The organism is Mesorhizobium sp. WSM1343 (genome assembly GCF_055901535.1).
Window position 1 is genome coordinate 5,098,797 of sequence record NZ_CM148370.1, and the last position, 19,346, is coordinate 5,118,142.

Genomic DNA, 19,346 nt, shown 5'->3' on the forward strand with positions numbered 1-19,346 from the left:
GTCGGGATATCAGTCGAGCCTGCCCAAAAAGGCTCCGAGCGCTGGCAGCAAAAGCTCAGTCTCGACGACCGCGGCATTGCCATCCAGCTGCGCAACCGCTCCGATGTCCCCCGGCAACGGCCAATTGGCCGGTCCTCCGGCGAAATTGAAGACACAGAGCAGTCTTTCACCGCCGCCGTCGCGGATGAAAGCGAGCAGGTCACCCTCGGCGTCGAGAAAGCGGATCGAGCCGGATATCAGCGCCTCATGCTCCCCGCGCAAGGCCAGCGCAGCCCGGTAGGACGCGAGCACAGAGACCGTGTCGGCATTCTGGACGTCGACGGCGCGAGCGCGATGGCTGGCCGGTATCGGCAGCCAGGGCCTGGCCGTGGAGAAGCCTGCATTGTCGGCGCCGGCCTCCCACACCATCGGCGTGCGGCACCCATCCCTGCCCTTGACGCCTGGCCAGAAGCGGATGCCGACGGGATCGCGCAGATCTTCATAGGCCAGCTCCGCCTCCTCCAGCCCGAGTTCCTCGCCCTCATAGAGGCAGATCGAGCCGCGCAGGCAGGCGAGCAGCATGATCGAGAATCTTGCGACCGCGTCGGGCTCGCTGTCCGGCCTTGTCCAGCGGCTGACATGGCGCGCCACGTCATGGTTGGAGAAGGCCCAGCAGACCCAGCCGTCGGAGACGGCCGCCTCGAAGGCTTCGACGCAGCCACGCACATGCGCGGCCGAGAACTGCGGACCGAGCAGGTCGAAGGTGTAACACATATGCAGCTTGTCGCCGCCTGAGGTATAGGCGGCGAGCGTCTGCAGCGAGCGGCCTTCATCGCCGATCTCGCCGACGGCAGCACGGTCGTCATATTCGTCGAGCAGCGCCCTGAAGCGGCGCAGGAACGCCAGGTTTTCCGGCTGCGTCTTGTCGAACAGGTGCTCCTGGTAAAAGTAGGTGTTGGTCTCGCTGTTGGTGCCGGCGACGCTTGATGCCAAGGGTGGATTGCTGCGCAGCCAGCGGTCGTGGACATAGTAATTGACCGTATCGAGCCGAAAACCGTCGACGCCGCGCTCCAGCCAGAAGCGCACGGTTTCCAGAAGCGCGTCCTGAACCTCCGGATTGTGGAAATTCAGATCGGGCTGCGAGGGGAGGAAATTGTGCATGTAATACTGCCGACGGGTCGAATCCCATTCCCAGGCCGGGCCACCGAAGACGGAGAGCCAGTTGTTTGGCGCGCTGCCATCTGGCTTGGTATCGGCCCAGACATACCAGTCGGCCTTGGGGTTATCGCGGCTGGCGCGGCTTTCGACAAACCAGTCGTGCTTGTCGGATGAATGCGACAGCACCTGGTCGATGATGATCTTCAGGCCGAGACGATGCGCCTCGGCGACCAGCGCATCGAAATCCTCGAGCGTGCCGAACATCGGATCGACATCGCAGTAGTCCGACACGTCGTAGCCCATATCGGCCATCGGCGACTTGAAGAAAGGCGACAGCCAGATGGCGTCGACACCGAGCGAGGCGACATGGGCGAGCCTCGATGTGATACCGGCGAGATCGCCGCTGCCATCGCCGGTCGTGTCCTGGAAGGAGCGCGGATAGATCTGGTAGATGACGCAACCGCGCCACCATCCCTTCTTGTCACTCGCCGCCATTGCGCTTCTCCCTTGTGCCGGCCTGCGCTCGTTCGATCATGAAGATCATCGTCCGCCCGGATATTGGCCGCGAGATATCCGCCGCATCCGGCGCTTCGATATCTGGGGCCCAGAAGAATCCGTCTCGTTCAGGCAAGGTGAACATGCAGGCCCGGCGATCGCCGTTGATAAGCACCGCAAGACGGCGGCCGTCATCGCTGGCGCCACTCAGGACCATGACAAGACGGTGCCGCTGCGGATCCTGCCAGCTCTGTTCATCGAGCGGCGCGCCCGTCTCAGCAAGCCATGCGACGTCCGGTATCTCCGAACCTGCCGGCGGCTGGCCAGTGAGGAAGCTTGTGTCGGAAAGCGCCGGCATCGATCGGCGCAGCCTCGAGAGTGCCGCTGTGTAGCGCTCCAGCGCCTGGTCGCGGCCGGCCCAGTCGAGCCAGGTGATCTCGTTGTCTTGGGCATAGGCGTTGTTGTTGCCTTGCTGGGTGCGGCCGAATTCGTCGCCCGCGGTCAGCATGATGATGCCGCGCGAGGCAAACAACGTGGCGAGCAGCGCGCGCTGATCGTTCTGGCGAGCCGCTGCCACGGCCGGGTTGTCCGCATCACCTTCCACGCCGTTGTTCCAGGACAGGTTTTCATTGTGGCCGTCGCGGTTCTGCTCGCCATTGGCTTCGTTGTGCTTGCGCTCGTAGCGCACGATGTCGGCGAGCGTCATGCCGTCATGGGCGGCGATGAAATTGACACTGCGGCTGGCGCCTTGCCCGTTCGCGGCAAACACATCTGACGAACCGGCGAGCCGGGTCGCCAGGGCGCCGACCATGCCGGCGTCGCCGCGCCAGAACCGTCTGACATCGTCGCGATACTTGTCGTTCCATTCGAGGAAGGGCGCTGGAAAATTGCCGAGCTGATAGCCGTCGGGGCCGATGTCCCACGGCTCGGCGATCAACACGCGATCGGCCAGCAGTGCGTCATCGCGCATCGCTCTCAGCAGCGGCGCCTCGGCATCGAATGTGCCCTCGACCCGCCCCAGAATGGGAGCGAGGTCGAAGCGGAAGCCATCGACACCGGCATCCCTGACGAAATGGCGAAGCGTGTCGAGGACCATCTCCTGGACCACAGGATGGTCGCAAGCGACTGTGTTGCCGGTACCGGTGTCGTTGGCCAGCCTGCCATCAGGTGTGTGCCGGTAGTAGGCCTGGTTGTCGAAGCCGCGCAGCGACAGCGTGGGACCAAGCCTGTCGCTCTCGCCGGTGTGGTTGAAGACGAGGTCGAGGATGACGCCGATACCAGCCTGGCGCAGCACAGCGACCGTGTTTCGCAGTTCCATGATGCCGCCCGGCGCAAGGCGCGGATCGAGGGCCATGAACGTCACGGGATTGTAGCCCCAGGCGTTGCGCAGCCCGAGCGGCGGCAGATGCCGTTCGTCGATCGACGCGGTCACCGGCATCAGTTCGACCGCGCCAACGCCGAGTTTTTTCAGGTGCTCGACGATCGCCGGTTGAGCAAGTGCGGCGACTGTTCCGCGCAATTTTTCGGGAACGTCCGAATGCAGCATGGTGAAGGCGCGCACCGGAATTTCGTAGACCAGGCCGCCGGCGCGGAAGAGCGGCGGCGCAGCCTGCACAGGCTTCGGTAGCGCAGCCGCGATCGCCTTCGGCATCAGCGACGCGGTATCGCCCCCCTCGCCCCGGCGATCGGCCAGCCGCCAGTCGTAGGCATAAGGCCTGTCAATCTCGACGGCGTAGGGATCGGTCAGCAATTTGTCGGGGTCGAACCACAGTCCATGCTCCGGCGCATAGTCCCCGTCGGCGCGGAAACCGTAGCGGGTTCCGGAGCCAAGACCTGCAACGAACAGCGCGTGGACGCCCTCGCCTTCCCGCTGCAGTTCGAGCCGTTCGATTTCCCGCATGCCCTGCTCCTCGAAGATCGAGACCCAAAGCCGACGGGCGGCCTGCGACCAGGCGGCAAAGCGGATGCCTTCGCGGGTGACTGTGGCGCCGAGCTGGGTCATGCCCGCGCCTCACCTTCTCCCCTTGCGGGAGAAGGTGGATCGGCGCGCAGCGCCGAGACGGATGAGGGGTGTTGGAAGGACCGCGGCGTTGGTGATCTGGACATCGGTTTGCGCCAAGCTGGAGCACCCCTCATCCGACCGAGCTTCGCTCGGCCACCTTCTCCCACAAGGGGAGAAGGTGAAACGCGCGCAGCCACTCTCAAGTGATCACGCTCGGCTTGGGGCGGCCGGTATGGCTGTGAATCCCGGCAATATCGTCAGCCGCGGCAATCAGATCGGCAAGGGCGGCCTGGGTGTCGAGATCGTGCCGAGACTTGTCCGGCTCGTAGCGCTCGATGTAGACGCGCAACGTCGCGCCCGACGTGCCGGTGCCGGACAGCCGAAAGACGACCCGCGAACCACCTTCGAACAGAACCCTGATGCCCTGATGCTCGCTGATCGAACCGTCGACCGGATCGTGATAGGCAAAATCGTCGGCGCTGGCGATTTTCAGGCCGCGCACGCTGGTGCCAGGCAGCGAGCCGAGCTTGGCACGCAGTTCGTCGACCAGCGCGTTGGCGCGGTCGCTCTCGACCTCTTCATAATCGTGCCGCGAATAGTAGTTGCGACCGTAGGTCGCCCAGTGCTCGGTGACGATCTGCTTGCAGCTTTCGCCACGCGCGGCAAGGATGTTGAGCCACAAAAGCACCGCCCACAGGCCGTCCTTTTCGCGGACATGGTTGGAGCCGGTGCCGGCACTCTCCTCGCCGCAGATCGTCGCCATGTCGGCATCGAGCAGATTGCCGAAGAATTTCCAGCCGGTCGGAGTCTCATAGATGCCGACGCCGAGTTTTTCAGCAACGCGATCGGCCGCGCCACTGGTCGGCATCGAGCGTGCAATGCCTTTCAAACCGGCCTTGTAGCCGGGCGCCAGACGCGCATTGGCGGCGAGCATGGCGACCGAATCCGACGGGGTGACGAAAATGCCCTTGCCGATGATCAGATTGCGGTCGCCATCCCCATCCGAGGCGGCACCGAAATCCGGCGCGTCCGGTCCCATCATCTCGTCATAGAGGTGTTTGGCGTGGACAAGGTTCGGGTCCGGATGGTGGCCGCCGAAATCCGGCAGCGGCTTGAAATTGCGGCAGGTGCCATTGGGCGCGCCGAGCCGGTTTTCCAGGATCTCCTTGGCGTAGGGACCGGTCACCGCGTGCATGGCGTCGAAGCGCATGCGGAAGCCGGACTTGAAGAGTTTGCGCAGGGCGTCGAAATCGAACAGGCTTTCCATCAGCGCGGCATAGTCCACGACCGGATCGATGATCTCGACCGTCATGCCGGCGGCCTTGACCGTTCCCGTTATGTCGATGTCGATCGGATCGATATCGGCGATCTTGAAGCTCGAAATCGCCTTGGTCTTTTCGAAGATCGCGTCGGTGAGCTTTTCCGGCGCCGGGCCGCCATTGCCGGCATTGTACTTGATGCCGAAATCCTCATGCGGGCCGCCCGGATTGTGGCTGGCCGACAGGATGATGCCGCCGAAGGTCTTGTATTTGCGGATGACATGCGAAGCGGCTGGCGTCGACAGGATGCCGCCCTGCCCGACCATCACCTTGCCGAAGCCGTTGGCGGCTGCGATGGCGATGGCCTTCTGGATGACCTCGCGGTTGTAGAAGCGGCCGTCGCCACCGATCACCAGGGTCTTGCCCTTGAAACCGTCGAGCGCGTCGAAGATCGACTGGATGAAATTCTCGGCATAGTGCTCCTGCTGAAAGACAGGCACCTTCTTGCGCAGGCCCGACGTGCCGGGCTTCTGGTCGGAATAAGGCTTGGTGGGAACGGTCCGTATCATGCTTCAGGCAACCCTTTTCGAAAGCAGCGAACGATAGAGTTCGACGTATTTTTCCGCGCTCTTGTCCCACGACACATCGGCTTTCATGCCCTGGCGCTGCAGCGATTCCCAGACCGTCGGACTGGCATGGGCGTCGACGAGGCGGCGGATAGCGTGCAGCAAGGCGCCGCCATTGTTGGGCGCGAACTGGAAGCCGGTGGCGACGCCGGCAGAGACGGCAGCCTCATTGGCGTCGATGACCGTGTCGGCGAGGCCGCCGGTGCGCGCGACCACCGGCACGCAGCCATAGCGCAGGCCGTAAAGCTGCGTCAGCCCGCACGGTTCGAAGCGCGAGGGAATGACGATGGCCTCGCAGCCGCCCTGCATGATGTGCGACAGCCCCTCGTCGTAGCCGACGACCACACCGATGCGGCCGCGATGCCGGGCGGCAGCGGCAAGCAGCGCGCCTTCGAGACCGGCATCGCCCGATCCCAGGATGGCGAGCCGCGCACCCGTCGCGACAATGCCGTCGACCACCAGCGCCAATATGTCCATGCCCTTTTGCCAGGTCAGGCGGCTGACCACGCAGACGATCGGGCTGTCATCGCGCTCAAGGCTGAAGCGATCTTCCACGGCAGCCCTGTTGGGTGCGCGCGCCTTCAGCGTGCTGCCCGTGTAGTTGGACACCAGATGCTTGTCGGTTTCCGGATCCCAGATGCCGGTGTCAATGCCGTTGACGATGCCATAGAGATCGCTGGAGCGCATGTTGACGAGGCCGTCGAGGCCCATGCCGAATTCGGGCGAGCGGATTTCCTGCGCGTAGGTCGGACTGACCGTGGTGATCGCCCAGGCGGCCTGCAGGCCCGCCTTGAGGAAGCCGACACCACCATAATATTCGATGCCGTCGAGCGCCATCGCCGCCGCCGGCAAGCCAAGCTCGCCGAAAATGCCGGCGCCGAACTGGCCCTGGAAGGCGAGGTTGTGGACGGTCATCATCGAAGGCACGCCCACCGCCTTGCCATAGCGCATATAGGCCAGCGTCATCGCCGACTGCCAGTCATGGGCGTGCACGATGTCGGGCTGGTAGCCCGAGATGGCGCCGCCGGCGATGTCGCCGCCGACCTGGCTCAGTGCCGCGAAACGCCGCCAATTGTCTGGCCAGTCGACGCCAGTCGCATTGCCATAGGGGCCGCCGGGACGGTCGAACAGATGCGGCGCATCGAGCACGAACAGTTCGAGCCCGGCGAGTTGGACGGAATGGACAGAGGCCTTGCCGCCCTGCAGCAAGGGGTATTGCAGAACCGCCCGCTTTTTCTTGAAGGCAGCCATGACGGTCGGAAAGCCGGGAATGAGCGTGCGCACGGTCACGCCCTTGGCCGCCAAGGCAATGGGCAGCGCGCCGGTCACGTCGGCAAGCCCACCGGTCTTGATGAGCGGGAAAATTTCCGGCGTGACCGACAGAACCTGCATGCGTCAGAGCCCCAGCTTGTCGATCATGTCCTGGGTGACCAGGCAGATGCCCTTTTCGGAAACGCGGAAGCGCTTGGCGTCGAGAATAGGATCTTCGCCGACCACCAGCCCTTCCGGTATCCTAACACCATGGTCGATGACCACGCGCTTCAACTTTGCGTTCCGGCCGACATGAACGTCGGGCAGCATGACGACTTCTTCGAGCGTCGAATAGGAATTGATGCGCGCGCCGGTGAAGATCAGGCTTTTTTTCAGCGAAGCCCCCGAGACGATGCAATCACCCGAAACCAGCGAAGACACAGCCGAACCGCGGCGGCCATCCTCGTCATGCACGAACTTTGCCGGCGGCTTCAATTCGGCATAGGTCCAGATCGGCCAGTCGCGGTCGTAGAGGTCGAGCTCCGGCGTGATATCGGTCAGGTCGATATTGGCTTCCCAATAGGCGTCGACCGTTCCGACATCGCGCCAGTAGGCCTCGTTCTCGGCGGTCGAGCGGACGCAGGACTTGGCGAAGCGGTGCGCGATCGCCTTACCGTGCTGGACGATATAGGGGATGATGTCCTTGCCGAAGTCGCGGCTCGACCCCGGCTCGGCCGCATCGCGGCGCAACTGCTCCATCAAAAACTTGGTCTTGAAGACGTAAATGCCCATCGAGGCCAAGGCAAACTCCGGCTTATCGGGAATGCCGGGCGGATCGGCGGGCTTTTCGACGAAGGCGATGATGTTGTCCTTGCCATCGACATGCATGACGCCGAAGCCGGTGGCTTCCATGCGCGGCACTTCGAGGCAGCCAACGGTGACGTCGGCATTGGCGTCGACGTGCTGGCGAAGCATCATCTCGTAGTCCATCTTGTAGATGTGGTCGCCAGCCAGGATGACCATGTATTCGGGTCCGTAGGCCTCGATGATGTCGATGTTCTGATAGACGGCGTCAGCCGTGCCCTCATACCATTGCGTTTCCGAGACGCGCTGGCTGGCCGGCAGGATGTCGAAGCTTTCGTTTCGCTCGGGGCGCAGGAAGTTCCAGCCGCGCTGCAAATGACGGATCAGCGAATGTGCCTTGTACTGGGTGGCAACGCCGAGGCGTCGAATGCCGGAGTTAAGCGCGTTGGAGAGCGCGAAGTCGATGATGCGCGTCTTGCCGCCGAAATACACGGCCGGCTTGGCGCGCCGGTCGGTCAGTTCCTTGAGGCGGCTGCCACGGCCGCCGGCCAATACATAGGCCATGGCATCGCGCGCCAGCGGCTGGGTCCGTTTCAAGTCTGCCATTTCTACCCTCCCAAGTTACTCGATCTCGACATGTTACTCAGTGTCGATGGGTTCAGTCGGCGACGAGCTCGAGCATGATCGTGGACAGCGGCGGCAAGAGCATCGTCGCGGCGATGCTTCCTTCCTCCGCCCGCGCCTCGACCATGCCGCCATTGCCCTTGCCGGAACCGCCATATTCAGAAGCGTCGGTGTTGATGATCTCGCGCCATTTGCCTGATGTCGGCAACGGCACGCGATAATTATCGCGCGGCACCGGCGTGAAATTGGAAATGACGGCCACCGGGCTGCCGCCCGGCGCGCTGCGCAGCCAGGCAAAAACCGAATTCTGGCTGTCGTCGACGATCAGCCAGGAGAACCCTTCCGGTTCGCAGTCGCGGCCATGCAGCGCCGGGCGCGAACGGTAGAGATAGTTGAGATCGCGCACCGTCTGCCAGACGCCGCGATGCGGCCTGAACTCCAGCAGATTCCAGTCCAGCGCGCGCGCCTCGCTCCATTCTCGGCGCTGCGCGAACTCCTGTCCCATGAACAGCAGCTTCTTGCCGGGATAGCCCCACATGAAAGCGTAGTAGGCACGCAGCGTCGCAAACTTCTGCCAGTCGTCGCCGGCCATCTTACCGAGCAACGTGCCTTTGCCGTGCACGACCTCGTCATGCGAGAGCGGCAGCACGAAATTCTCCGAGAAGGCGTAGGTCAGGCCGAAGGTGAGGTCGTTGTGGTGGTGTTTTCGGAAGATCGGCTCCTTGGAGAAATACTCCAGCGTGTCGTGCATGAAGCCCATATTCCACTTGAAGCCGAAGCCGAGGCCGCCTTCATGCACCGGTGCCGAGACCTTCGGCCATGAGGTCGATTCCTCGGCGATGGTCATGACGCCCGGATGATGGCCATAGACCTCCTTGTTCATCTTCTGCAGGAAGCTGACCGCCTCGAGATTCTCGCGGCCGCCCTTCTCGTTGGGGATCCATTCGCCGGCTTTGCGCGAATAGTCGAGGTAGAGCATCGAGGCGACCGCGTCGACGCGCAAACCGTCGACATGGTATTTCTCGGCCCAGAACAGCGCATTGTTGACCAGGAACGACACCACCTCGCGGCGGCCGAAATTGTAGATCGCGGTGTTCCAGTCGGGATGAAAACCCTTGCGCGGATCGGCATGTTCATAGAGCGCGGTGCCATCGAAATTGGCCAGGCCATGCGCGTCGACCGGGAAATGTGCCGGCACCCAGTCGAGGATGACGCCGACGCCGGCGCGGTGGGCGCCATCGACGAAACGGGCAAAGCCGTCCGGGTCGCCAAAGCGGGCCGACGGCGCGTAAAGGCCGGTCGTCTGGTAGCCCCAGGACGGGTCGTAGGGATGTTCAGAGATCGGCATGAATTCGATGTGGGTGAAACCGGTCTCAACCACATAGGGGATCAGCCGGTCGGCCAACTCGTCCCATGACAGGAACGTTCCGTCGTCGCGAAGCTGCCAGGAGCCGGCATGGACCTCGTAGATCGAGATGGCTTCTCGCCGGTGATCGGCATTGCGCCAGAAATTGCGATGCGCCTCGTCGCCCCACTCGTGCGCCGGCGGCACCGCCACGACCGAAGCAGTAGCCGGACGCAGTTCGGATTTGAAGGCGAACGGGTCGGCCTTCAGCGGCAGCCTCACACCATCGGGGCCGATGATCTCGTATTTGTAGGGTCGTCCGGCACCGATGTCGGGTACGAACAGTTCCCAGATACCGGTGTCGCGGCGGTCTCGCATGGTGTGCCGGCGGCCGTCCCACTCGTTGAAGTCGCCGACCACAGAGACGCGCCGCGCATTGGGAGCCCAGACGGCGAAATGCACTCCGGTGGCGCCTTCGTGATCGATGACATGGGCGCCGAGTTTGTCGAACAGCCTTAGATGCGAGCCTTGGGCGATGTAGTAATCGTCCATCGGGCCCAGCACCGGACCGAACGAATAGGGATCGGTCAGCCACCAGTCGCCGCCGGCGTTCCTGGCATGATAGCGCAGGGGTTGCCGCTTCTTGATCGAGAGCTTGCCTTCGAAAAAGCCGCCATCGTCGCGCCTGGACAATTCACCCGCGATGGTGCCGGTCAGCGTGTAGGCGGTGACGAATTCGGCATTCGGAACAAAGCACCGGGCATACAGGCTCTTGCCGACCTCATGGACACCAAGGACGGCGAAGGGATCTCCGTGCGTGCCGGCAACAATCGCCGCGACATCGCCGGCTGGCGCCAGTCCATCCGGCCCGCTTGTCGCAGCGGTCGCGCGCGGCTTCTTCATCAGGCAGTGTCCCTCCCCGGGCACCAAGTGTTTGTTTCTAGTGATGTGAATCCAACATTCAAATTCACATCACCGGGACCACATTGTTTGCGGCCTCATGCAATCACATCAGACAGGCACGTTCCAGATTTCTTTCGCATATTGGCGGATCGTGCGATCGGAGGAGAACCAGCCGACACGCGCAACATTGCGGATTGCCCGGGCGTACCAGTCGGGACTGTTGCGCCAGACCGCATCGACCTCGCGCTGGGCGGCGGCATAGGCATCGAAATCGGCGGCAACCATGAACCAGTCGCTGTTGTAGAGACCGTTGATGAGATCGCGGTAACGCTCCGGATCGTCCGGCGAGAAGACGCCTGACGAAACAGCCGCAACCGCTTGCGCCAGCTCAGGCGAGCCTTCGATGACGGCGCGCGGATCGTAGCCGTTGTTGCGCCGCTCGGCGACCTCGGCGGTGGTCAGGCCGAAGATGAAGATGTTGTCGTCGCCGACGCATTCCTTGATCTCGACATTGGCACCGTCGAGCGTGCCGATGGTCAGCGCACCGTTCAGCGCGAACTTCATGTTGCCGGTGCCCGACGCTTCCATGCCGGCGGTCGAGATCTGTTCGGACAGATCGGCGGCCGGCATCATGATCTCGGCAAGGCTGACATTGTAGTTCGGCACGAACACCACCTTCAGCAGACCGCGCACGGCCGGATCGCGGTTGATGACCTTGGCGACATCGTTGGCGAGTTTGATGATCAGCTTGGCATTGTGGTAGCTGGGCGCCGCCTTGCCGCCGAAGAATTTCACGCGCGGCATCCAGTCGCGCTCGGGATGCGAGCGGATCTGGTCGTAGAGGGCGATCGCCTCGAGGATATTCAGAAGCTGGCGCTTGTATTCATGGATACGCTTGATCTGGATGTCGAAAAGCGCCGAGGGATCGACCTTGATGCCGAGCCGGTCGGCGACGAGGTTGGCCAGCCGCGCCTTGTTGGCTCGCTTGACGGCGGCGAACTTGTCGCGAAAGGCGGCATCGCCGGCGAAACCGTCGAGATCCTTGATGGCGTCGATGTCATCGAGAAAGCGGTCGCCGATCGCCTCGCGGGCAAGCGACGTCAGCCCGGGATTACACTGGATCAGCCAGCGCCGCGGCGTGATGCCGTTGGTCTTGTTGTTGATGCGATCGGGATAGAGCTTGTGCAGATCGGCGAACACCGTCTCCTTCATCAGGTCGGTGTGAAGCGCCGAAACGCCGTTGATCGAGTGCGAACCGACAAAGGCCAGATTGCCCATGCGCACCCGGCGGTCGCCATTTTCCTGGATCAGCGAGATGCGGCCGATCTGCTCGTCCGAGAACTGGTTGGACGCACGCGCCTCCAGAAGCACTTCAGCGTTGATGGCATAGACGATCTGCATGTGGCGCGGCAAAAGCCGCTCGAACAGCGGCACCGGCCAGCTTTCCAGTGCCTCGGGCAGCAGCGTGTGGTTGGTGTAGCCGAAGGTGCGCTGGGTGATGTCCCAGGCCTGATCGAAGTCCATGCCGTGGACGTCCATCAACAGGCGCATCAACTCCGGCACAGCGATGGCCGGATGGGTGTCGTTCAGGTGGATCGCAGCCTTGTCGGGCAAGGACTTCAGGTCGCCATATTGGCTGAGATGGCGCTGGACGATATCCTGCAGCGATGCGGTGGAGAAGAAATATTCCTGCCGAAGCCGCAGTTCCTGCCCGGCCTTGTGGGAATCGGCGGGATAGAGCACGCGCGACAAGGCATCGGCCTTGTTGCTTTCGGCGAGCGCGCCGATGTGGTCGCCGGCATTGAACTTGTCGAGCAGGATCGGATCGACCGGCATGCCCGACCAGAGCCGCAGCGTGTTGACGCGGTTGGCCCGCCAGCCGACGACGGGCGTATCATAGGCGACGGCCAGCACATGCTCGGTCGGCTTCCAGACATGGCGTTCGAGGCGGCCGTCCTTGGAGGTGATCGATTCCACCGAACCGCCGAAACCGACCTCGAACGAGCGCTCACGGCGTTCGAATTCCCACGGGTTGCCGTGATCGAGCCAGGTTTCAGGCAATTCGACCTGCCAGCCGTCGTGAATCTCCTGGCGGAACATGCCGTTGGCGTAGCGGATGCCGTAGCCATGCGCGGGAATGTCGACGGTCGCCATGCTTTCCATGAAGCAGGCCGCAAGCCGCCCGAGGCCGCCATTGCCAAGTGCGGCATCCGGCTCGAGTGCGGCGATGAGATCGAGATCGACGCCCAGGGACGACAGGGCCTCGCGCATGTTGTCCATCAGGCCGAGATTGGAGAAGGCATCGCGCATCAGGCGGCCGATGAGGAACTCCAGAGACAGATAATAGACGCGTTTTTCCTTCTGATCGTACGCCTCCTTCGTCGCCTGCATCCAGCGATCGACGATCCGGTCGCGCACGACCTTGATCGAGGCGGTCAGCCAGTCGTACTGGGTCGCAACGGTGGTATCCTTGCCGACCCGGTATTTGAGGGCCACCAAGACTTCACGTGCGAGTGTCTTGGGATCAGGATTTTCGAGCAGTGGAGGAAGGGGTTCGGATGTCATCGCGCTCGTCATGATGCCTCTCGTGCGGTTGCCATGATCATACCGGCTTTCATCGCTCCTCCCAGCCCATGCTAGCTGATACCGCTATATATTCAATCGATTTAAACATGCCCGAACCGGCATGCCCCCTGCGGCAATTTGGCAATTCGCAAGTGTGACGCGCCAAGACGGTCGCGCGACGCGCTTCAAATTCCTGTTCCGTGCTTGCCGTGCCGCCAACCCTCCAGCACTTGGGCGACATGTATCAGGCCGCCAGCGCTGCCTCGGGCGGAACCTTTGCTCCGGTCATGAAGGCCACGGCATCGGACATCGTATATTGCTTGGGATCGATGACGCAGAGGCGACGGCCGAGCCGGTGGATGTGAATGCGGTCGGCCACTTCGAAGACATGCGGCATGTTGTGCGAGATCAGCACGATCGGCAGGCCGCGCTTCTTGACGTCGAGGATCAACTCGAGCACGCGGCGGCTTTCCTTGACGCCAAGGGCGGCCGTCGGCTCGTCCATGATCACCACACGACTGCCGAAGGCGGCCGCGCGCGCCACCGCAACGCCCTGCCTCTGGCCGCCCGAGAGCGTTTCCACAGCCTGGCTGATGTTCTGGATGGTCATCAGGCCAAGCTCGGTAAGCTTGTCGCGGGCGCGCTTTTCCATCGCCGGACGGTCGAGCATACGCAGCCAATCGCCCAGAAAACCCGGTTTGCGGATCTCGCGGCCAAGGAACATGTTATCGGCGATCGAGAGCGCCGGCGACAGTGCCAGATTCTGGTAGACGGTCTCGATGCCGGCTTCGCGTGCCTCCATCGGCGATTTGAAGGCGACGGGTTTGCCTTCAAGCCGGATCTCGCCTTCGTCGGGCACGGCCGCGCCGGAAATCGCCTTGATGAGCGACGACTTGCCGGCGCCGTTGTCGCCGATGACGGCGAGGATTTCGCCGGGATAAAGGTCGAAGTCGGCATTGTCGAGGGCGGTGACACGGCCATAGCGCTTGATCAGGCCACGCGCGGTGAGGATGGGTTCCTGGGTCATGGTCATGCCGACACCTTTCTGATCCATTGGTCGACTGCCACGGCGCCGATGATCAGCACACCGGTGAGCAGCACCTTCCATTGCGGATCGGCGCCCAGCATGTTGAGGCCCATGGAAACGACGCCGACGATCATCGCGCCGAACAGCGTGCCCAGGATGGAGCCGCGTCCGCCGAAGAGGGAAATACCGCCGATCACCGTCGCGGTGATGGCCTGCAGATTGTAGTCGGTGACGGCAGCCGACGGCGAGATCGAGCCGTTGCGGCCGATGGAGACCCAGGCCGCGAAAGCGGCGATCAGGCCGGCCAAGGTGTAGACCGTCATCAACACCTTCTTGGTCTGGATGCCCGACAGCTTCGCCGCCTCCTGGTCATCGCCAACGGCGTAGACATGGCGGCCCCACGCCGTGTGATTGAGCACGTACCAGAGGATCATCACGAGCAGGACCGTGGCAATGACGCCGAGCGTCAGCACCGCAGTGCCGACCTTGAAACTGATGGCAAAGAGATGCAGCAGCGGCGCCTGGGTATCGACGTCGGTGTCGCGGATCGTCTCGTTGGCCGAATAGATGAAGTTCGTGGCCATGACGATGTTCCAGGTGCCAAGCGTCACGATGAAGGGTGGTAGCTTCATGTAGGCGACAAGCACCCCGTTGAGCAGCCCGCAGGCGGCGCCGGCGGCAAGCCCGATCGCCACTGCGAGCGCGCTCGGCATGCCGTAGGAGACCGCGCAATTGCCCATGATCACCGCTGAAATCACCATGATCACACCGATCGACAGGTCGATGCCCGCGGTCAGGATGACCAATGTCTGCGCAGCCCCCAGAATGCCGATGATGGCGATCTGCTGCAGGATAAGCGTCAGCGTGTAGGACGAAAAGAAACGCCCACCGATGGTGATGCCGAAGACGATGATCGCCAGAACCAGGACGATCAGCGGCACCGCGGCCGGCGTCGAATGCAAGAAATGCTGGATACGCTTGACGGCCGATTTGTGCTCGTCAAAAGCAGCAACGCTGGTGTCGCTGCTCGAGAGAACCTTCTCGAATTCCTGAGCTTGAGCCATGTTTTCTCCCCGTAGGCTTCAGCCAAACGCCGACGCCAGTCCACGCCTTTCCGGTCTGCTGCCGGGATTGTTCGCGGTCACGCGAGCCATCGTCCACCCGAAGCGGCCGGGGATCAAGCCCCGACCGCTCAGGTTCCTTGGATGCCGGTCAGAACGGCATCAGCCCCAGCACTTGGCGAGGCCTTCCTTGGTGTCGATGGACTTGACGCCGGTGGCCGGCTTGTCGGTCACCAGGTTGACGCCGGTGTCGAAGAAGTTCTTGCCTTCGGTCGGCTTCGGCTTGGTTCCGTCCTTGGCAAAGGCGGCGATCGCCTCGATGCCGAGTGCAGCCATCTGCAGCGGGTATTGCTGCGAAGTGGCGCCGATGACACCTTCGGCCACCGACTTCACGCCGGGGCAGCCGCCGTCGACGGAAACGATCAGCACCTGGCTTTCGAGGCCGACAGCCTTGAGCGCCTGGTAGGCGCCGACAGCGGCCGGCTCGTTGATGGTGTGGATGACGTTGATGGTGTTGTCCTTCTGCAGGAGGTTCTCCATCGCCTTGCGGCCGCCCTCTTCGTTGCCGTTGGTGACGTCATGGCCGACGATGCGCGGATCGGTCTCGTCGCCGATCTTGTTGGGATCCTTCACGTCGATGCCGTAGCCCATCATGAAGCCTTGGTCGCGCAGCACGTCGACAGTCGGCTGCGAAGGCGTCAGGTCAAGGAAACCGATCTTGGCGTCCTTGGCCTTGTCGCCGAGCGTGGCGGCGGCCCAGGCCCCGATCAGCTTGCCTGCCTCGAGATTGTCCGTCGCGAAGGTCGCATCGGCGGCGTCGATCGGATCGAGCGGCGTGTCGAGCGCGATCACCAGCAGGCCGGCATCACGCGCCTTCTTCACGGTCGGCACGATGCCCTTGGTGTCGGATGCGGTGATCAGGATACCCTTGGCGCCGTCGGCGATGCAGCTTTCGATCGCCGCGACCTGGCTCTCGCTGTCGCCGTCGATCTTGCCGGCATAGGTCTTGAGGTCGACGCCGAGCTCCTTGGCCTTCGCGGTCGCGCCTTCCTTCATCTTGACGAAGAAGGGATTGGTGTCGGTCTTGGTGATCAGGCAGGCGCCGACACCGGCCGCGGATGCGGACGAGGCAAACGCCATCAGCCCCAGAGCCGCGGCGGCAAACACGGTCGATTTCAACAATTTTGTATTGGTCACGATTTTCCTCCCAGTGGAACCATTCCGATGCCGGCCAACCGGCACCTGCAGCGCATCCAACGAAATTCTCCCAGCGTGGACGCTGCCTTAACAGACACCAGGCCGAAGCCCCTGTCAATAATTAAATCACTCTTATTTATTATTGACAGCATTGCTTCGTTCACCCATTCTGGCCCAAAAGCATTGAGGGGAAACGACGGGAGGAACAGGGTGGAAACGGCCATTGCGAGGCACGGTTCGCCCGAGGTGAATGACAGTCTCATTCACCGCGGCACCAACCAGAGCGGCATGCGCGATCACAATGAGCGGTTGGTGCTGTCGCTGGTGCGTCAACACGGCAGCCTGGCAAAATCCGACATCGCCCGCATGACCGGACTTTCGGCGCAGACGGTTTCCGTCATCATGCGCGAGCTGGAGGAAGAAAGCCTCCTGCTGCGTCAGGCGCCGTTGCGCGGCAAGATCGGCCAGCCTTCCATCCCGATGGCGCTCAATCCCGAAGGCGCTTTCTTCATCGGCCTGAAGATCGGCCGCCGCAGCGCTGAACTGGTGTTGATCGACTTCCTTGGCAATGTCCGTTCGATGCTGCAGCATTCCTATCGCTACCCGGCGCCGCGCGAGACGGTGGACTTCGTCAGCAACGGCATGCGGCAGATGCGCGGCGAGCTGACGCCCGCGCAAGACAAGCGCATCGCCGGGCTGGGCATCGCCATGCCGTTCGAATTGTGGAACTGGGCCGATACCGCCGGCGCCCCGCGCGACGTGATGGACGAATGGCGTCACCGCGACATCAGGGCCGACATCCAGGCGCAATGCGATTTTCCGGTCTATTTGCAGAACGACGCCACGTCGGCCTGCGGCGCCGAACTCGTCTTCGGGCAGGCGGGCGCTGCGCGTGACTTCGTCTATTTCTATATCGGCGCCTTTGCCGGTGGCGGCATCGTGCTGAACGGCCGGCTTTTTGGCGGCCCGACCGGCAATGCCGGAGCGCTCGGCTCCATGCCCGTGCCCGGGCCGGACGGCAAGCCGACCCAACTGATCGATGTCGCTTCCATCGCCATGCTCGAAAAGGCGCTCAATGCGCGCGGCATCGAGGCCTCGCATCTGTGGACCTCGCCGGAAGACTGGGGCGAGATCGGACCCGAACTCGACGGCTGGATCGCCAGCGCCTCAAGGGCGCTCGCTTACGCCATCGTCGCCGCATCCTCGATCATCGATTTCGAAGCGGCGGTGATCGACGGCTGGATGCCGAAGGCGGTGCGCCGCCAGCTGGTCGACGCCATCATTGCGGCAATCGCCACGATCGACGGCGAAGGCTTGAAGCTGCCCGCCATTCGCGAGGGAACCGTCGGTATCCATGCCCGGGCGCTCGGCGGCGCCAGCCTGCCGCTTTCCGAACGCTTCCTGATCGGCTCGACGACGATTTCCAGGAGCGCCTGATGCTGGTCGGAATCCCGGCGCTGCTCGGTCCGGAGCTTCTGGCGATCCTGCGCGGCATGGGCCATGGCGACGAAATCGCCCTTGTCGACGGAAACTATCCGGCGGAACAGCAGGCAACCCGACTGGTACGCGCCGATGGCCACCCTCTTATCCCGGTACTCGACGCGATATTGAGTGTCCTGCCTGTCGATGACGCCGTGCCGGAGGCGCTGTTTCGCGCCTCGGTCCGAGGCGATCCCTCGCTTGCCGATCCTGTCCATCATGAGATCGAAGCGATCTGCGCCAAACGGGCGCCAGGCCGCAAGGTGGTTGCGCTGGCCGGCGCCGACTTCTATGCACGGGTCAAATCGGCGCATGCCATCGTCGCGACAAGCGAGCCGCGGCTCTACGCCAACATCATCATACGCAAGGGCGTGATCTATCCGCCGGAGACCAAGAAGCCATGATCCTCTGCTGCGGCGAAGCCCTGATCGACATGCTGCCGCGCACGACGACAGCGGGCGAGCCGGCCTTTGCGCCTTATGTCGGCGGCGCCGTGTTCAACACGGCAATCGCACTTGGCCGGCTCGGCGCGCCGGCCGGCTTCTTTTCCGGCCTGTCGTCGGATCTGTTCGGCGGCCAATTCCGGGATGCGCTTGGGGCGAGCAAGGTCAGTTCCACCTATGCACACACCTCGCCACGGCCAACCACGCTGGCCTTCGTCAAGCTCACCAACGGCCAGGCGACGTACACTTTCTATGACGAGAACACCGCCGGACGCATGCTGACGATCGACGATTTGCCGCAGCTCGGCAACGAGATCGAAGCCATGCTGTTCGGCGCCATCAGCCTGATTTCCGAGCCCGCCGGCAGTGCCTATGAAGAGTTCATGCGGCGCGAGCATGAAAGCCGCGTCATGATGCTCGACCCCAACATCCGGCCGAACTTCATCCCGGACAAGGCCAAGCACCTCAAGCGCATTCGCACCATGATGGCGATGGCCGACATCGTGAAACTGTCGGACGAAGACCTGAACTGGTTCGGCGAAGCCGGCTCGCATGAGGATGTCATCCGCAATTGGCTGGACCGCGGCCCGAAGCTGATCGTCATCACCCATGGCGGCGAAGGCGCGGTCGGCTATACCAGGGAACATGCGGTTGCCGTCGTGCCCGAAAGGGTCGAGGTGGTCGACACGGTCGGCGCCGGCGACACGTTCAACGCCGGCATCCTCGCCTCGCTGCACGAGCAAGGCCTGCTGACGAAAGCGGCGATTTCCGGACTGTCGGAAGACGCCATCCATAAGGCGCTGGCGCTCGGCGCGAAGGCGGCGGCAGTGACCGTGTCGCGGGCCGGCGCCAATCCACCCTGGCGACATGAAATCGCCTGAGCAACGCTCAACATAAGTTGAGCCCAATCGATCACTTTATGTTTCGCAGGGGCTCTTTCCAAGGCTATAAGGGCCGGATGGCGCCCGACGAAGCCCGGATTTCCGGCATCTGACTGACATTCGCCGGGAAAACTGGTAACGGGCTGCGACACTTCCGCAATTTAGGGCTCCGCCTGCCCGGCTTTCTCGGCAAGCGCAACTCTGGTACCAGCGGCCGATTATCTGGCTAACCCATTTTGAGGCCGAC

13 protein-coding genes are annotated in these 19,346 nt (G+C 63.0%); 3 read left to right on the top strand and 10 right to left on the bottom strand.

Translation table 11 applies throughout. The features are described 5' to 3' along the window. Nucleotides 1-9: 9 nt before the first annotated feature. The 10 genes from bglA to AC0NIL_RS25100 form a co-directional block, all read right to left on the bottom strand. Nucleotides 10-1,632, bottom strand: a complete 1,623-nt coding sequence (gene bglA / locus AC0NIL_RS25055) for a beta-galactosidase BglA (RefSeq protein ID WP_473572677.1) — start codon at nucleotides 1,630-1,632, stop codon at nucleotides 10-12. After that, nucleotides 1,619-3,634, bottom strand: a complete 2,016-nt coding sequence (gene glgX, locus AC0NIL_RS25060) for a glycogen debranching protein GlgX (protein ID WP_224621063.1) — start codon at nucleotides 3,632-3,634, stop codon at nucleotides 1,619-1,621. The genes bglA and glgX overlap by 14 nt, the downstream gene beginning before the upstream one ends. Nucleotides 3,635-3,833: 199 nt before the next feature. Further along, on the bottom strand, nucleotides 3,834-5,462 hold the full coding sequence (locus AC0NIL_RS25065) for an alpha-D-glucose phosphate-specific phosphoglucomutase (RefSeq protein ID WP_473572678.1): 1,629 nt from the start codon (nucleotides 5,460-5,462) through the stop codon (nucleotides 3,834-3,836). 3 nt (nucleotides 5,463-5,465) lie between these two features. After that, complete coding sequence (gene glgA, locus AC0NIL_RS25070; RefSeq protein WP_473572679.1) at nucleotides 5,466-6,911, bottom strand: glycogen synthase GlgA; 1,446 nt, start codon at nucleotides 6,909-6,911, stop codon at nucleotides 5,466-5,468. A gap of 3 nt (nucleotides 6,912-6,914) precedes the next feature. Then, nucleotides 6,915-8,180 (bottom strand): glucose-1-phosphate adenylyltransferase, encoded by a 1,266-nt coding sequence (gene glgC / locus AC0NIL_RS25075; RefSeq protein ID WP_013532699.1) that lies wholly within the window; start codon nucleotides 8,178-8,180, stop codon nucleotides 6,915-6,917. Between the two features lie 52 nt (nucleotides 8,181-8,232). Then, complete coding sequence (gene glgB, locus AC0NIL_RS25080) at nucleotides 8,233-10,446, bottom strand: 1,4-alpha-glucan branching protein GlgB (RefSeq protein ID WP_063171712.1); 2,214 nt, start codon at nucleotides 10,444-10,446, stop codon at nucleotides 8,233-8,235. 108 nt (nucleotides 10,447-10,554) lie between these two features. After that, nucleotides 10,555-13,023 (bottom strand): glycogen/starch/alpha-glucan phosphorylase, encoded by a 2,469-nt coding sequence (locus AC0NIL_RS25085; RefSeq protein ID WP_024503694.1) that lies wholly within the window; start codon nucleotides 13,021-13,023, stop codon nucleotides 10,555-10,557. Nucleotides 13,024-13,255: 232 nt separating this feature from the next. After that, on the bottom strand, nucleotides 13,256-14,065 hold the full coding sequence (locus tag AC0NIL_RS25090; protein ID WP_224621066.1) for an ATP-binding cassette domain-containing protein: 810 nt from the start codon (nucleotides 14,063-14,065) through the stop codon (nucleotides 13,256-13,258). Continuing rightward, on the bottom strand, nucleotides 14,041-15,102 hold the full coding sequence (locus AC0NIL_RS25095; RefSeq protein ID WP_013532703.1) for an ABC transporter permease: 1,062 nt from the start codon (nucleotides 15,100-15,102) through the stop codon (nucleotides 14,041-14,043). Before AC0NIL_RS25095 ends, AC0NIL_RS25090 begins: the two co-directional genes overlap by 25 nt. 159 nt (nucleotides 15,103-15,261) lie before the next feature. Continuing rightward, a complete protein-coding gene (locus AC0NIL_RS25100; RefSeq protein WP_395316708.1) occupies nucleotides 15,262-16,239 on the bottom strand; it encodes a sugar ABC transporter substrate-binding protein in 978 nt (325 codons plus the stop codon). A gap of 267 nt (nucleotides 16,240-16,506) precedes the next feature. Between AC0NIL_RS25100 and AC0NIL_RS25105 the strand changes: the two genes are divergently transcribed. Genes AC0NIL_RS25105 through AC0NIL_RS25115 form a run of 3 tightly spaced genes read left to right on the top strand, consistent with a single transcriptional unit; the run spans nucleotide 16,507 to nucleotide 19,099 of the window. Next, nucleotides 16,507-17,733: an ROK family transcriptional regulator gene (locus AC0NIL_RS25105; RefSeq protein ID WP_024503692.1), complete on the top strand. Its 1,227-nt coding sequence runs from the start codon at nucleotides 16,507-16,509 to the stop codon at nucleotides 17,731-17,733. Then, entirely contained in the window at nucleotides 17,733-18,179 is a 447-nt protein-coding gene (locus AC0NIL_RS25110; protein WP_275953698.1) for an RbsD/FucU family protein, read from the top strand. The genes AC0NIL_RS25105 and AC0NIL_RS25110 overlap by 1 nt, the downstream gene beginning before the upstream one ends. Further along, complete coding sequence (locus AC0NIL_RS25115) at nucleotides 18,176-19,099, top strand: carbohydrate kinase family protein (RefSeq protein ID WP_473572680.1); 924 nt, start codon at nucleotides 18,176-18,178, stop codon at nucleotides 19,097-19,099. Before AC0NIL_RS25110 ends, AC0NIL_RS25115 begins: the two co-directional genes overlap by 4 nt. Nucleotides 19,100-19,346: the final 247 nt, after the last annotated feature.